Below are 16,353 nucleotides of genomic sequence, written 5' to 3'. Positions count from 1 at the left end.
TAAAAAAGCCGAAGCACAGAGATGCATCGGCTTTGCTTTTTTGGAGCGTTTATAATTTAGCTATGCGTTTGCTCACCTTTTGGTGTGCGTTGGTTTGGTTGATAGTGCAAAATCACCATCGAAGTAGGTGATAGCAAAACCTCACCTTCAGCATGTCCTGGGTTGAGGTTACGTACGTTTGTGTCGCAGATCGTTACCCATTCTTGCTTTCGCTCATTTGGGAGCTTAAAGCGCGCTGTGGCGTTAGTTTGGTTGATGAGATAGACCAGCTCTTGTCCTTCTTTACCGATGCCAAGGTGAAGTGCGACAGAGCTTAAACGGTTCCAATCATCATGCTCCATTAAGCGACCGTCTGTTCGGCGCCAGAAAATGCGGTTGTTATTGCGGTTTTCGCCACTGAAAGCTCGGATAAATGGCACCATGTATTGATTTCGGTTGGCGACCATTTGCGACATCCACGTTTTGAAATGTTGCATACGCTCCGTTTCTCCCCAGTTAAGCCAACTGGTTTCGTTATCTTGGCAATAGGCATTATTGTTACCGCCTTGGGTGTGAGACAGCACGTCAGCAGTGAGGATGTGTGGGATTCCAAAAGCAAACAGCAAGCTGGCAATAAGGTTGCGTTTTTGCTTCTCACGCGTGGCGATGATCATCAGATTTTCCGTCTCGCCTTCGACACCGTAGTTTTCTGAGCGATTGTCACCGTGGCCGTCGCGATTTTCTTCGCCATTAGCTTCATTGTGTTTGTGCTTGTAAGACACTAAATCTTGCAGTGTGAAGCCATCGTGATACGTGATGTAATTCACCGTGAGTTTGTATGGCCAGTTCGCTGCACTATAAATGTCACGAGAGCCCATTAATCGAGTGGCAAACTCTTTTAAATAGCCTTGATCACCGCGCCAAAAACTGCGGGAAATATCACGCAGTTTGTCATTACACTCGTTCCAGCCAAATGGAAAGTTACCCACTTGGTAGCCATTTGGACCAATATCCCAAGGTTCGGCAATCAATTTAGTTTCACGCAAAATTGGGTCTTGCGCGACGGCTTTAAAGAAAGCTGCTTCAGGGTTGTAATCATCGCCTTGACGCCCTAACGTTGCGGCTAAGTCGAAACGAAAACCATCGACTTTAAATTCGCTAACCCAGTAGCGCAATGTATCCATTACAAGATTTAAAGCGGGTTGATAGGTGAGATCGACCGTGTTTCCGCAGCCAGTGTAATTTGCGAAGTGGTTGCCATGTTTGATGTAAAAACGGGAATCGAGCGCTTTCAGGTTAAAAATTGTAGGCCCTTCCCCCCCCTCTGCGGTGTGGTTGTAAACTACGTCGAGAATCACTTCGATGCCGTTTTTGTGCAGTTCTCGAATCGTTGTTTTGAGCTCTGTGACGGCGTCTTTTTCTGCATAGCGCGGATCAGGCACCATAAAGAGATAAGGGTTGTACCCCCAATAGTTGACCTTTTCCATCTCTAGTAGGTGAGGCTCATGCATACACGCAGCGACAGGTAGCAATTGCAGCGTGTTGATGTTTTGCTGTTCATAAAAGGCCAGCATTTTAGGTGATGCAAGACCTAAATAGCGCCCCTTCAGCTTGTCCTCAACTTCTGGGTGAAGTTGGGTAAGCCCTTTGACGTGTGTCTCAAACAACACCATCTCTTCTCTGGGTATACGCGGATGATCCGTATCTTGCCAGTCAAAATTATCTTCGATAACGATGCACTTCGGCATATCGAAACTTTTGGCTGGAGAGTAGGGAGGGTGGTAGTGGAGGGCTTTATCAATTGACTTTGCGTAAGGGTCAGAAATTAATAGTGGCTCTTCCTTGTGGGAGACAAGGTAACCGTATTTTTGCCCCGGCTTAATATCCGGAATAAAAGTATGACGTATGCCAGCGTATTCATTCGGTAAATCATGAAGCGCGTAACTGCCATCGTCTGCAAACAGGGCGAGTTTTATGTCTTTATTCCCTGGTGCGTGAATAGAGAAGTTACAACCTTCTTTATTTACAGTTGCACCCAAGGGGTAAGGGCGAGAGAGAAGTCGTGTCATCGGAGATACTTTATTTAATATTTATTGCTACCTTTAGGAAACTATAAGTTAAAAACTTTGTCTTACTAAGGTCAACCACCCTAAATATAAAAATATTCATGTAATTTAATTACTTTATGTGACGGCTTAGAGTCAAAAATATGAAATGGCTATCACTTTGTAGCGGCTCAAAACCGAATAAACTTACTAATTCCTCCCTAGATTGGTGATCTGACTCGAAAAAACACCATTCGGTAAATTTTCTACTCCCTTCTCATCCCCCCTAAATTAGTTTGGGGCGGAGGAAGTCATCCTTGTACGCCTCGGGTAATCTCATAACTGTTGAAACAAACGGGGATTCGTTCCCATCTTACCTCTCTTTCTTTAGGTGTGTTTTTACTGCCTATATTCACCTAAAAGAGTGAGCAGGGAAGACAGAATTATAAATACCCTTAATGGAGTTAAGAATGAAAAAAGTAAGTGCAATTGCTGCTGCTGTGGCTGCAACTTTAGCTGCTGGTTCTGCGTTCGCAGTGGATTTCCACGGTTACATGCGTGCTGGCGTTGGCGTGAACGCTGACGGTGGTCAACAAATCGATTTCAAAAAGAGTCAGATCGGTCGTCTAGGTAATGAAAGTGATGTTTATGGTGAGATTCAACTAGGTAAAGAAGTATACAACAACAATGGTAAAACGTTCTATGTAGACTCAATGGTAGCAATGACCTCTAATGGTTCTAACGACTGGGAGTCAACAGAAGATGATGACGCTAAATTTGCGCTGCGTCAGTTCAACGTTCAAGCTAAAGGCATTCTAGATTTCGCGCCAGAAGCGACTCTATGGGCAGGTAAACGTTACTACCAACGTCACGACATCCATATCTCTGACTTCTACTACTGGGATATGTCCGGTGCAGGTGCTGGTATTGAGAACATCGAAGCTGGCCCAGGCAAACTATCTTTTGCATGGGTACGTAACGACCGTAATGATACTCCACCTTGGAATCCTGATGGTGATACACCAGATGAAGGTAACAATGGCGGAGCTGTAAACGTAAATACATTTGATGTGCGCTATGCTGGTCTTCCTGTATGGGAAAATGGCTCGCTTGAGCTTGGTGCGGCTTACGCAATGATCAACGAGACAGACGATGCATCAGCTGGAGCAAAAGCAGCTCAAGATGGCGTTATGCTAACTGCTGAGCTAACTCAAGGTCTATCTTCTGGATTTAACAAAACGGCTATCCAGTACGGTACAGAAGGCTACTCAAAAACGATGGCATACTATGGTGGTGGTAACTGGTACGGCGCAGAAGCTGCTGATGGCGCTTCAGGTTACCGCCTAATCAACTGGGGTGTAATCGGTATGGGTGACAGCTGGGAAATGGGTCACCAACTAGTATACGCAGTAGGTGAGGATATGTGGAGTAGCATGGATAAGTTAGAGACCATGTCAGTTGTTGTTCGCCCTATGTACAAATGGGATGACAACCACAAAACTATCTTTGAAGCTGGTTACGGCTCAGATGACCTAGATGGTGCTACAGACTCATACACCAAGTTTACTGTTGCTCAAGCATGGTCTGCTGGCTCTAGCTTCTGGGCTCGTCCTGAAATCCGCGTTTACGCGTCTTACCTAACGGCTGATAAAGACGACAACTCAAACGCATTTGACAACGGTCGTTCAGACGATACGTTTCAATTCGGTGTACAAGCTGAAGCTTGGTGGTAATCATCTAACCACTAAGTCCTAAATTGTCCTAGAATGATACAGCCAGAACTTATCTGGCTGTATTTATTTAAAAAACAATAAAGAGTCGAGGTAGACAGTAATGAAAAAATGGCTTGCTCCCGTACTGCTGGGCATGTTGGCTACTGGTTGTGCGTCTGTAGAACAAGTAGAGATGAGTCCAAAAGGTCAGCAACAAGTGATCACTCAATCGGGTGATATTCAATGGGTAACGGTTGATGTACCTGTGGTTACTGAATTCGCTTTGACTGATAAAAGCCAAATGCTGTTGGATGGTAACAGTGCTGGCGCTATTGCAGCGTTTGCTCTTCCGGGCAACCGTGGCAGTCTCGATATCAAATTAGAGACATTCGTAAGTAAAGAACTTCAATTTTATGCTCCTAATATCGCAGTGATGAACTCGGCAGGAGAAACCATTTACCAAGCCGATTTCTCAAAGTTTAAGTACGAACCAGCAAAACTGTTGGACAACGATAAATTCGTACTTGATCTCAATGTGATTCCAGACATGACAGGTAACGATCTGCATGTATTGGTGTACACGACTTCCGCTGATCTAAAAGGCAGTACGCAAGTTCTGCATCCTGCAAAAGCCTTCGCCATGGCGCGCCACACTCAGCCGCCAGATATTGCAGACCCTTTAGCGAAACACAGCCCACTGGGTCAGTTCCGTTTGTCGGTATCCGCAAATGATATCGTGAATACCAAGATTGTTGCGAAAAACGACAACATTCCTCAAGGTACGGATCTCACTAGCTACTATCACAGCTCAATTGAAGCGGCAGTCGCAGCGAACGATATTCCGAAAGCACTCACCTTGCTCGATGAAGCAAAAGAACTGGGTATTGAAGGTGCGCAACAAGTGTTTGTGAAAGCCGTAAATAAAAAATAATTGAATATAAAAGGCCAGCAAAATGCTGGCCTTTTTTCATAGAATATAAACCAATAAAAATACCCCTACATAGAGTTATCTTATTCACATAATTATTTTTATTGTTTTGTTTTTTATATTGGTTAGATCAATAATTATTGACAGCTCCTAACTTATTTTTTGTACTTAGGAAATAAATGAACTTCTCGAAGTAATTTAAATTCGCAACCCGACTCTATTTATTTAGCGTTTGATATTTCCATTTTAATAACGATTAATATTTCTTTTAAACGTTGAGTTTATTTTGCTTTGGATATACTAAAAAGGAATTACGTGAAATGAACATGATGAAGACCTCTCTTGCTGCTGCCCTACTTGTTGCCTTAGTGGGTTGTCAATCGACAGCAGAACCAGAAGCGGCCGCAGAGCCTGTTGTGAATATGCCTCAAGACGAAGTGGTTGCTTTCATGAAAGCGTGTGACAACCCAGATAGCACGGCGAAAGGACCAATTTCTAAACCATTGTTTGTGGTGGGTACGTTTGCGGATTCCGACTGGAAACACGTGCCTCAACGTCAATATACCTACAAAGGAAATAACTTCTACCAAGCTGTGGTTCAGGAAAAAGTAGGTTCCTACAAAATGCAGTATGCGACCGAATTGTGGTTCCCACAATTTACCGCAAAAGGCAATCGAATGAACGTTGGAGAATTAACACCATTAACATTTGGTGGTTACGGTACAGATACTTCAGTTGATATTAAAGAAGACGGGAAATATGTTTGGAGCCTTCAATTTGAAGGAAAAGGCAAACCTCTTCATGTTATGGTAAATAAGTGTCAATAATATTCCATTAAGTTATTTAAAATCTATTTTTATTTATTAACTCCTACATGGGAAGCATGTTGGGGTTAATTTTATTACTCAAATGTTTTTATTTAACTTGAGTAAGTTAGGGAGAGTAAAATGCGTAACGTCCGACGTAACCATCGCCTGTATCGATCGCTGCTTGCGTTAAGTGTGATTGGTGCTTTATCTGCGTGTAATTCTTCTGGTGGTGGCGATACTAATAGCAGCACTCCGCTACCGGATACCAGTTATGCTTGCCAAGCCAATGTCATGGAGCAAAGTAACCAACTTCGTACTTATCAAATCATGGTCGAGAGTTTTGTGGATGGTGATGCAAGCATTGGTCACGGTACGGGCTATGGCACCAGTCACCATAATGGCGATTTGCAAGGGGTGATTGATTCACTTGATTACATCCAAGATTTAGGGATGAACGCGATTTGGTTGACGCCGATTTTTGAGTCTGAAGCGATAGCAGGACAAGATCACTGGGCCGATCGTTTGGACGCCACGGGCTATTTTGCGACAGATTACTTTAAGATCGACCCAAAATTTGGTGATTTAGCGACCGCGAAAACTCTAGTCGAAGAAGCACACAAGCGCGGTTTATACGTGTTTTTTGATGGCGTATTTGGTCATCACAAAGATGGTTTGATCAAACCCTCACCTTCCGGTTTGCTGCCATCTGGATCAAGCAACCCGGTTGATTATCCGGCCAGTCTCGATTTCTACAAAGAGGTGGCGACGTATTGGATCAAAGAACTCAAAATTGACGGTTGGCGTTTAGATCAAGCCTATCAAGTTCCGACAGACGCTTGGACACAACTTCGTAAAGCTGTCGATGAAGCCTCACAAAGTGTGACGTACACCAATAGCAAAGGTGAACAAGTGAATCCGTTGGGTTACATGGTGGCAGAGATTTGGAAAGGGGAGTCTGAGATCGCGAATGAGGCGTATGGATCGAACAGCGATCCAGCATTGTGCTCTGCATTTGACTTCCCGATGCGCTATCGCATCGTAGAAACACTGGCCGTGAACGAGAGTGGCGTGGGTGGTCGCGGTGTGGATTGGCTAGACAACGGCTATAGCACACACAACCAATATCCAACGCATGCGCAGCCGAATTTGATGATCGGCAACCATGATTTAGTACGCTTTGGTGACTTGTTGCAACGCGGAAACTTGGCGGATGTGAATGATGCAGAATATTGGTTACGCCATAAAGCCGCGTTTGCCTTCCAAGCTGCGTACACCGGGCCAATCACGTTGTTCTACGGTGATGAAATCGGGGATCAAGTGGATGGTTTTGCCGCAAAAGAAGACAACAACACCTGCGCCATTCAAGGTTTGTGCGATGATCACGTTGCGCGCAGCAGTGCAAAAATTGAAGGTGTGACGGCGACACTTGACGCAAACCAAGCCGATCTCAAAGCTTACGTGAAATCGCTGATGACGATGCGCAGTGCGCACCCAGCATTGTATCAGGGGTCACGCACGAATTTAGTTGCGAGTAACGGCAGTTATGTGGACTTGAAACAATCTGGTACAGACAAAGTACTGTTTGCGCTAAACACTTCGAAAAGCGCGAGAACAATTATTCTTAATCAGGAAAGTGTTAGTACTGGTGAGTTGGTGGATCTGCTCACGAATGAAAAAATTACGCCAAGCAATGGTCAATATCAAATTCCGATGTCGCCATTACAAGGTCGATTCTTTGCGGTTACACCCTAGGAAGTATCCAGAATCACCGCTCATCAGTTGAGCTGACCAGAAGCTTTTCTCATACACAAGCCAAGTGTTGTTGCTGACCCCCCATAGGCGCACACTTGGCTTTTTTCCGTCCGTTTTACTTTTCCCTTAATGGTTTTCCAACGATGTAGCCAACAGGTTGCTTCGCTTTTTGCATTGGCGTTTGTTTTCGGCAGGTAGATATTTGTGAGATAAGCTGCACATTAAAAAGTAAATTAACACTTGTGCAACGTAAAAGTGTGACCGAAGGATTACTTATGCCTTACTAATATGTTTATCGTGTTTGGGATTTACATAACTAATGGAAAAGTATAATGAAATCCATAACGAAACCCCTCTGTCTTCTTGCTGTTATTAGCTCTCCGCTTGCATATAGCCAAATTCTCAATGGTGACTTTGAACAGTGGAATGGCAGTGCGCCTACGCAGTGGTCAGTGATTGACGCTGGCATCGCGGTGTCGCCAAGCAGCGAACAAATCAAATCGGGCGGCCTGGCTGCTCAAGTCGTCGTGAATACAGGTACCCAAAGCAACACTGACCTTTTGCAAACCATTAATGTGGAGCAAGGGAAAACCTATCCGTTTTCTGTCTCGGTTTATCACACCGAAGGAAATGTAAAAGCACGTCTGGTGGTTGATGGTTATCACAATTACTCAGATCCGCAGCAGGTAAACCAGTGGCAAGAGCTGGCGCATAACTATACTGCGAGTTCGAACAAGACCATCAATGTCGGGTTGCGTTTTTATGACGAGGCCGGTTTTGACGGCTCAGAAGTTGTCTACATCGATAATTTTCAACCGACCGAGACAAGTACACAACCTCCTGTAGAAAGTTGTAGTGATCATGAAGTGCTTCTTACACTCACGACGGACAACTATGGCTCAGAAACTAGCTGGGAGTTGAAAAATAGCCAAGCGCAAGTGCTTTTCTCTGGTCAGGGGTATGAGTCGTCAACCACTGTTGAAAAGACCATGTGTTTAGCCGATGGTAACTACCAATTTACGATTCAAGACAGCTATGGCGACGGCATTTGCTGTGGCAATGGTTCGGGGTCTTACGCGTTGAAGGTGGGAGATAAGACTCTTGCTTCTGGCGCTGAATTTGCGAAAAGCGAAACCACCGACTTTACGTTAGGTGACTCAACCACGAGCCCACCAGTGGTTGATGGTTACTACCAAGCGGCGTCTGGCAAGACGGGCTACGCTCTAAAAACGGCGCTGTTTAACATCATCAACAACCACACTAGCCGAGGTTATTCTGCGGTGTGGACCTTGGTAAAAGATGCTGATATTGATCGCTATTACGAAAATGATGGCTCTATTCTCGATATGTATTCAGAGAAACCTGCGGGCAGTGATGCTATCAGCTTCACGAAAGTGACAGACCAATGTGGTCAATATAGCCAAGAAGGGGATTGCTACAACCGTGAACACTCGTTCCCGAAAAGCTGGTTTGGCGGCAAAGTTGAACCGATGAACTCAGATGGTCACCATTTGTTTGCGACCGATGGCTATGTGAACGCGAAGCGCAGTAACTGGCCATTTGGTGAAGTTGCCACCGCGACGTACGTGTCTAGTAATGGTTCTAAACTTGGTCAAGCAAGTACTAGCCTAGGTTATTCCGGTACGGTGTTTGAGCCGATCGATGAGTTCAAAGGCGACTTTGCTCGTGCCTATTTCTACATGGCAACCCGCTATGAAAATGTTGTAGGTAACTGGGAAGGTAACTCAAGTAATGCGGATGCTGTCCTTGATGGTTCAAGTTCAACGGTTTTTGAACCTTGGATGTTAAACATGCTGAAACGTTGGCACAAAAATGATCCCGTTAGTGAAAAAGAACAAAACCGCAATCAACAAGTGTTTGAGTTTCAGGGCAATCGCAATCCATTCATTGATCATCCTGAGTTTGTTGAACAGATTTGGGGAAACTAACACCTTTTTGATTTTGGTATCCACCATTTAGTGATGCCAACAAAACAAAGGGGAAGCGTGATGCTTCCCCTTTTTCATTACGGATGTTTTTAAATGAAACTAGTTTTTCGTTACCGTCACGATTGGCGCCGACTTGTCAGCCGCGTTGAAGTGGAAGTTGTAATTTCCCGCTTCTGCAATCGCAATTTTCAGGTTTGCACTACCGCCACCGACTTCCATCGTTAGCGCTTTACCAAGCTCAACACTACCTTCGCCACCGAAGTTGGTGTCTGCTGCCCAGTCTGCGCTCGCCACTTTCATCTCGTAGTTGCCCGCCGCTAGGTCAATGTCTAGCGAGTAAACGTCATTTGCTACATAGCTGAACTTCGCAGTTGAGTCTTGCGCTGGAGTATCCCATGTGGTGATAGTGCCACGTAGGTAAAGTGCTGTTTCACCGAACGTTGGTGCATCTGCTGACTTCGTCACTGAAACGACAGGTTTTTCTACGCTTTCATCTTGAACGTGTAACGCGTTCAGAGTGAAGTTGTACTTACCAGTTTCAGCGACAGACAACGTACAGTTCCCCGCAGAGCCTAAGTCTAGTGAGCCAGAAGCCAAATCCGCAGCATCACAACCGATGTTTGGATTTGCCCATCCTGAGTCCGCAAATTTGAACTCGTGTTCACCTGCTTCAAGAACGCCAGTTACAGAGTACATGCCGTTGCCAATAAAGGTCATCGCCCAGTCACTGCTATCTGACCACTCGTTCATGGTGCCTTTGACGTAAACCACAGTTTCGCCGTAAGGAGGAATGCTCGATACGTCTTTATTGTCCGTGTTTACTGGTAGGCCTGCACCTTGCGCGCCGTCTTGTGGCTGTACGAATACCGCTGTTGTCAGTGCTGGTACTGTGAACGTTTCATTGGCGAAGCTTGCACCTTTCACGATGTCATCCGCAGAGTTTTGTTGAACTTCATGCAGCTCGAAACCAGTTGCGCCAGCAACTTTGAAAGATTTCTCAGTTGATGTTGAGTTCACAACGGCCACGACAGCATCGTAGTTCGAATCCAAATCGGCACCTGCTGATGTGCCATCGTCGATAGACATCACAATCAAGCCTTCTACTTGGTCTTGGCCCACGTTGCGGAAATCAACACGATTCATCACTTCTTGCGCGGTGTCTAAGCGGAACAGTTCGCTTGTACTGCGGATTTTTAGTAGCTCTAGGAATTGTTGCTTCGTCAGCTCGATGTCTGTTGAGTCTGGTTTCGTCGTGCTGTCACCGACGATGGTTTTGATCAACTCCCAGTTTGCACCGTCTTTGTCTTCACGTGGTAGACCAACGTTCCAGTTATTGTCGCTTCCATCGAAGAATACACGGTTGAACCAGTCACCAGAATCGTACGAGTCACGCTGCATTGACTTAGAGCGCAATAGCTCAGAACCCATGTGAATGAACGGAATACCTTGACCTAGCATCACCGTTGATAGTGATACAGACTGCATTCGTGCTCGCTCAGCAGATGAAGTACCTGTCGCAATCTTGTAAGCGTTGTTGTCCCACAGCGTTTGGTTATCGTGCTTAGACACGTAGGAAATGTTCTCTGATGGCACTTTTGTGTAGCCTGCTGGAGCACCATTGTAATCAACATTCTTACCAAGTTTGGTTTCGCCTTTGTAATCCAGAAGGACGTAGTCAGCTAAGTTACCAGCCATACCTAGACGAACCAGATCTTGGTTGTGTAGACGGCCATTCACAGATTCTGCGTCAGTTTTGGTTTCTTCGTTCGGGTAAGCAGCGTTACCAAAGCCTTGGTTGAAGCGAAGTGGGTGCTTACCTTCTGAATCTACACCGCCATCAAACGGGCTTCCGCCACGAACTGCGTCACGCAGACGATCAGAGAAAGTACCGATTTCTGTCCCCGCCATGTTGACTTGTGTCGCTTGATCGAAGCGAGCGTTTTGCGCGACTTCACCGAAGTCCCAGCCTTCGCCGTAGAATAAAGTATTCGGATCAATTTCACGGACTTTTTCAAGTGCGTAAACCATGACATCTTTCGGCTGGTGGCCCATAAGGTCAAAACGGAAACCATCGACTTTATAGTCATCCGCCCACACCATCAATGAGTCAACCATCAGTTTACCCATCATTAGGTTCTCGGTTGCGGTGTTATCACAACAGGTTGAGTTTTCTACGCCGCCAGTGTTGACGTTTAGGCGGTGGTAGTACCCAGGGACAATTTTATCCAGTACTGATTTTTCGTTCACACCAGATGCATTTGTGTGGTTGTACACGACGTCCATGACCAGTTTCAGATCCATTTTATGCGTCGCTTGAACCATTTCGCGGAACTCAAGAATACGCTTAGACCCGTTAGGATCGGTCGCATAACTGCCTTCTGGCACGGTGTAGTGGTATGGGTCGTAACCCCAGTTGAAGCTGTCTAGCATGCGAAGATCGTTCATCAACGCTTGTGCTTTGCCCGTTGTTGGGTCGTAGCTGTTTAATACCTCTTCAATCACTTTGCCGTCGTCTTCGGTCTCACAAATGGAGGCTTCTGGCTTGATGCCACAAAGTTTACCCACGGTGTCGGTGATATCGACTCGCTGGTCAGCGTCTTCATCCACGGTTGCAATATCAAATGCTGGCAGGATATGTAGCGTTGTTAGGCCAGCGTCTTTTAAAGCTTGTAAGTGAGATACAGACTCACGCTCAGGTTCTGTAAGGGCAAGATATTTGCCATCAAGACTTGGCGTGCCTTTGCTGTCATTAAAGCTAAAATCACGAATGTGTGACTCGTAAAGGACATGGTCTTCGTCTTTTTTAACCGTTGGGCGCGCGTAGTTTTTCCAATCTTGAGGCATTAAGCTTGGATCATCTAAATCAACCACTTGCGAGTATCGTGAGTTCTTAGACAAGCTCATTGAATATGGGTCTGTTACCAAACGCGTTTCAACGACGCCAGTTGTTGGGTGGTATACCTTAACTTGGTAGCGATAGTATTTGTTGACAACGTTGCTTTGTGCCTCAGAAACCCAGATACCTGTTGCTGGGTCTTCCGTCATGGCAACGGTCGCTTCTTCTGCTAAGTTTTCATCGTAGATTATCAGATCAACATCTTGGGCAGTTGGTGCCCATAGTTTGAAGGTTGCGGCACCGCCTTCCACAATTGCGCCGAGTTCTTGACCAATCGCGTTACCTGCCTTGGAATCGGCAAATACTGCATCGAGAACGCCCGGCTTTTGCACTTCAGTTGCAGAAATGACGTCACCATTTGCGTTGTAAGCTACCATAACGATTTGTGATTTCAGGATCGTGCGTAGAGTCGCGTCATCGACATCAATGCCTGCAGCTTGGAGGCTAGCAAGGTGACGGAAGCGTGATTTCAGACCATCAGATAAATCACCTGCTTTCGTCAACTCAACCGCCGTGCCACCGGAGATTTGCTTGTCTTCATCCATTTTAATATCGTTGCTGAGGCTGTAGAACAGCTTCATGGAATCCGCATTGGCCGCCGCTTCCCACGCGATGGTGTTGGCATCTAGCCAATGCGCTTTTTGACCATCAATATCAACAGGGCGTTCTTCGATTGGCTCGTAGTAAAGCTCACTGCTGCCGTGGAAGCCAAACAACCCTTTAGATTCGCCGATTTTCGTCAGCTCCACTTTTGAGTTTGCACTGCCGAATGCTTTCTCATCACCTTTGTGCAGAATGAAGTTCATGCATTCGTGTGGGTCAGAGGCATCTGGGTTCACTTTCAGTACGTAGTAAGCACCGTAGGTGTCGTTGATGCCATCGAATGGATGCGGTGCCGACCAATCCGTTCCTGTGCCAGGAATGCCCATTGCGTCTAAATCTGTGCTGGTACAGCCTTCACCGTTCCACAGGTGCAAGCCCCAACCTTCGTAGTCGCTGGCCGTTGAAGCGGACGCCACGTCGCGTTTGTAATAAATGACGACCTCGTTCTCTCCCGCAGGGTACAAGCCTGAGCCTGGGTTCGTCGTATCTTCGTTCGTGCTATCACTACCACAACCGCTGATGACTGCGACGGAAATCAAAGGCAGTACGGTTTTGGCAATTGTTGATAATTTAAATGTCTTATTGTCCACGTTTACAAATCCATTGTTATTGAATTGATATTGAGCTGCGCGCTGCCTTCGCTGACTCAGTCATCAAGAAGGTTTCGCACACGCTAGAAAGGCAGATGCCGAAAAAGGAAATGTTCAACTAGATGCTAATACACTGAATCATCAGCAAAATGTGAGAGCAGGCAGTTAAGTTTTTTACAAGTGAAAATTTTCTGTCACAGTCGATTTTGTTCACAAATTAAATAATAAAACAGACGCATAGTGAGAGCTTCTGCACATCATTAAAATGTGAATTTTTATAGGAGGAGCAAGGGGGGATGATAGGGGAGGAGAATATCTCAGCCCCAAAACCGTGATTAAGTTCTATAAAAATCGCAGCGATATTTTTTAATTAAAAATAAGTTGCAGTGATATTGAATAAAATACCGCCATTAAGTCTTGGCAAGCTTCAGATTTTCGCTAAGTGGTCGTTATATAATGAAGGTAGTCGGCGTTATGTCGGCGCGTAATCTTAAGATTTCCCTGAGAGGGAGATGAATTGGGCCCTGAAACCAAAAGAGGCTATTTATGAGTAGTATGGGCATTGCCATTGCGGCAACTGGCCTTTCACTCGTCCTGATATTTGTGTGGATGATCTCGTTGTCGATGCGGAAACAGAGACTCGAGGCAGAGAGGAAAGCTCGCGAAGCCGCTTATCGAAAGGCGATGCAAAAAGCGCGAGAGCAAGAGCGTAAAGAGCGTGAGTTCAAAGCAGAAACCGGGCATATCCCCACCATTTTATTTCTAGCGAAAGAAGCCGAGAAGGACAACATTCGTCAAGCGCTGTATTGGTATGATAAAGCCGCTAAGTTGGACAACGTGACGGGAATGTACGGTATTGTTCGCTTGAGTGAGCGCATGCGTGAAGATGTGATTTTAAAAGAGCAGGCAAACTTTTGGCGTACCGCCATTGCCGGAATGGAAGGTGATACCGAAGCGAAATTTGCGACAGGCAAAGCGTTGGTTTTTGGTCGCGGAACGGAAAAAAATATTCCCAAAGGTAACCAACTGATTGAAACTGCAGCCGAAGAAGGCTGTATTGATGCCATGCTTTACATGGGTGAATGGCAACTTTCACCAGACAATAGTGCAGGACGCAGTGCAGATGCGCTTTATTGGTTTATGAAAGCGGCTGAAAAAGACAGTGCGGACGGAAAGATCCAAGTTGGCTTATGTTACCTAAATGGTGTTGGTACAGAAAAAAGCATGGTCAAAGGCTGCTATTGGCTTGAAAGGGCCGCAGAAGGTGGCAGCGCCGAGGCGATGTATCATGCTGGCGAAGCGTGGAAGGACAAAGGTAAAACAGGCAATGCGATTGCTTATGTTTGGCTGTTTCTTGCTGCCAATATGGGGTATCAGCCAGCGCGTACGTTGCGTGACGAAGTGGCGACCAATATTGGTGTTGACGTCGTCGTTGGATTGCAATCTATAGCGAAACCGTTGCAAAGAAAGCTGGCGTCAGGGATGGTAAGAAAGCATTCCATTATTCGGGCGCTGAACAAGGTGTACAAACGCGAAGCGTATTTTCCTGCAGAGGAGGAGCTTAACGCGGTGCTGAGTGACGAAAATAAAGACGATGCTAACGCATGGGATGAAGCATCGGCGCCGAACTTCCAGCCAGACATGACCACAGCAACGACGGAAGGACAGACAACCACATCGTCTACCGAAAAAAAGCTCTCTAAAGAGGCGCTCGATTTCACGCAGAATTTCCTTCAACCATAATTTATCTTATCCATAAGCCTCATAATTGAGGCTTTTCTTTTGCCTTTCTGGCTCAGTATCTCTGTCGGTCACAACTACAGACTGTAAACTTATCTAAGCGATTTATTTACTGGATTGCATACTATTTATTCGATTTTTCAACACATTTTTAGTACTTCGCTAAGGCGGGATATGTTTATCTTCAAATAGAGGGATTTCCCTCTTTATCTACTTCTCCTGTTGGGCTCAAATCAAGTCTCTTCAATTGATAGTAATAATGATTGAAGAGCAATACTTGATGCCCAGAGTAATAGGTGAATAGTATTCATTACTTTATCTAATAATGTAAATTAAAAATTGTATTATAAATCTTAAATTGTGTTTTTATATTTAGGCATGGATTATTGATTTTATAATTAATTAGGCGCAAGATGACGTACAAAATAAAATAGCATAGATAATATGCAGAATTACACTAGGAAGTAACTTTTTCATTACATGTTTCAGCAGAAATGGAGCGAATTAGTTTGCTCTGTTTTTATTTCTATTAGAGATTTGTGTATGTTGAGAATCATTAGTGCAGATAAATTCATCTCTTCAAGATTTATCTTAGAGTACAGTAAGGCTGAGTTCGCTTCTTTATTAGGCGTTTCCGTTGCTAAGATAAGTAATATTGAAAGTGGAAAATCTTCAATCCCCCCGGTGTACGATTACGCCATTAATTATTTACTTAGTGAGCATCCTTTTAAAGATAGTGCTGTTGACGCTTTATGCTCTCACGAAACGTTAAACTTTGCTCGGCGTATTGACGTCAACACCAAAGTAAAGCGCCTGTCCTGCAAGCGCTGCGATAGCCGAAGGCTGCACGTTATGGCAGGAATGAGTGGGTTGTATTTTGTTGAGTGTATGGATTGTAAACATACCATGTACTCGTCAGGCATGTCTGTAAAGCGTTATCAGCAATGGTCGAATGGTGGAGTCAAGCTAGATAGTCATTTATTCAATTAAGTTGTTTTTTCTTTATATCCAAAGTAAAGAGCCATCAATACATGTGTTGATGGCTCTTTTATTATGTGTTTAAATTTGGTTAAAAGTGGAGTGTTTTAAACTGCAATAATATAATTTAACTTATTATATAGTGATGGAAATCTCAAAACTTTATTTTCTTATAATAACCTTCTTTTTAATAATGGGCGTTGTCACATAATTATTGAAGGTTCTTTCCTTTTAGGTGCGTTTCAATATCATTGAGATAGAAGCTGGAAAGTGATGAAAGTCTCTAAATTTTAATTCGATAAAATAAGTCTTTTAAATATGAAAATTTAATCACGAAATTTGTAATTTGAATTTTAAATAAATATTTCGTTT

Annotated in this window: 9 protein-coding genes; 7 read left to right on the top strand and 2 right to left on the bottom strand. The window is 44.7% G+C overall.

Features of this window, described 5'->3' with window-relative positions; translation table 11 throughout:
• Positions 1-56: 56 nt before the first annotated feature.
• Positions 57-2,048, bottom strand: a complete 1,992-nt coding sequence (gene glgX, locus OO778_RS20215; RefSeq protein ID WP_074190333.1) for a glycogen debranching protein GlgX — start codon at positions 2,046-2,048, stop codon at positions 57-59.
• Positions 2,049-2,494: 446 nt separating this feature from the next.
• Between glgX and OO778_RS20210 the strand changes: the two genes are divergently transcribed.
• The 5 genes from OO778_RS20210 (at position 2,495) to OO778_RS20190 (ending at position 9,174) form a co-directional block, all read left to right on the top strand.
• Positions 2,495-3,757, top strand: coding sequence for a maltoporin (locus OO778_RS20210; RefSeq protein ID WP_074190334.1), 1,263 nt, complete (start codon positions 2,495-2,497; stop codon positions 3,755-3,757).
• A 100-nt stretch (positions 3,758-3,857) separates the two neighbouring features.
• On the top strand, positions 3,858-4,667 hold the full coding sequence (locus OO778_RS20205) for a MalM family protein (RefSeq protein WP_203347817.1): 810 nt from the start codon (positions 3,858-3,860) through the stop codon (positions 4,665-4,667).
• 317 nt (positions 4,668-4,984) lie between these two features.
• Entirely contained in the window at positions 4,985-5,491 is a 507-nt protein-coding gene (locus OO778_RS20200; protein WP_074190336.1) for a glycosidase, read from the top strand.
• Between the two features lie 120 nt (positions 5,492-5,611).
• Positions 5,612-7,225: an alpha-amylase family glycosyl hydrolase gene (locus OO778_RS20195; protein ID WP_258615498.1), complete on the top strand. Its 1,614-nt coding sequence runs from the start codon at positions 5,612-5,614 to the stop codon at positions 7,223-7,225.
• A gap of 332 nt (positions 7,226-7,557) precedes the next feature.
• Entirely contained in the window at positions 7,558-9,174 is a 1,617-nt protein-coding gene (locus OO778_RS20190; RefSeq protein WP_074190338.1) for an endonuclease, read from the top strand.
• A gap of 99 nt (positions 9,175-9,273) precedes the next feature.
• Here the strand turns inward: OO778_RS20190 and pulA are convergent, their stop codons facing one another.
• The gene (gene pulA, locus OO778_RS20185; RefSeq protein WP_264912707.1) at positions 9,274-13,263 is read right to left on the bottom strand and encodes a pullulanase-type alpha-1,6-glucosidase; all 3,990 of its coding nucleotides are present in this window, start codon (positions 13,261-13,263) and stop codon (positions 9,274-9,276) included.
• Positions 13,264-13,809: 546 nt separating this feature from the next.
• Between pulA and OO778_RS20180 the strand changes: the two genes are divergently transcribed.
• Complete coding sequence (locus OO778_RS20180; RefSeq protein ID WP_046875696.1) at positions 13,810-15,006, top strand: SEL1-like repeat protein; 1,197 nt, start codon at positions 13,810-13,812, stop codon at positions 15,004-15,006.
• A gap of 540 nt (positions 15,007-15,546) precedes the next feature.
• Positions 15,547-15,993 carry a helix-turn-helix transcriptional regulator gene (locus tag OO778_RS20175; RefSeq protein WP_031780583.1) on the top strand — a complete coding sequence of 149 codons (447 nt, stop codon included), beginning with the start codon at positions 15,547-15,549 and terminating at the stop codon, positions 15,991-15,993.
• Positions 15,994-16,353 lie beyond the last annotated feature (360 nt).

The sequence above is a fragment of the Vibrio sp. STUT-A16 genome, assembly GCF_026000495.1.
Taxonomy (GTDB): Bacteria; Pseudomonadota; Gammaproteobacteria; order Enterobacterales; family Vibrionaceae; genus Vibrio; species Vibrio diabolicus.
Note: the sequence above shows the minus strand (reverse complement) of the source record. Positions and strands in the feature narration are given on the sequence as shown.

Coding starts and splice junctions, on each gene's coding strand:
- OO778_RS20205 (WP_203347817.1), top strand. CDS start 3,858: ATGAAAAAATGGCTTGCTCCCGTACTGCTGGGCATGTTGGCTACTGGT.
- OO778_RS20180 (WP_046875696.1), top strand. CDS start 13,810: ATGAGTAGTATGGGCATTGCCATTGCGGCAACTGGCCTTTCACTCGTC.
- OO778_RS20200 (WP_074190336.1), top strand. CDS start 4,985: ATGAACATGATGAAGACCTCTCTTGCTGCTGCCCTACTTGTTGCCTTA.
- OO778_RS20190 (WP_074190338.1), top strand. CDS start 7,558: ATGAAATCCATAACGAAACCCCTCTGTCTTCTTGCTGTTATTAGCTCT.
- OO778_RS20175 (WP_031780583.1), top strand. CDS start 15,547: ATGTTGAGAATCATTAGTGCAGATAAATTCATCTCTTCAAGATTTATC.
- OO778_RS20210 (WP_074190334.1), top strand. CDS start 2,495: ATGAAAAAAGTAAGTGCAATTGCTGCTGCTGTGGCTGCAACTTTAGCT.
- glgX (WP_074190333.1), bottom strand. CDS start 2,048: ATGACACGACTTCTCTCTCGCCCTTACCCCTTGGGTGCAACTGTAAAT.
- OO778_RS20195 (WP_258615498.1), top strand. CDS start 5,612: ATGCGTAACGTCCGACGTAACCATCGCCTGTATCGATCGCTGCTTGCG.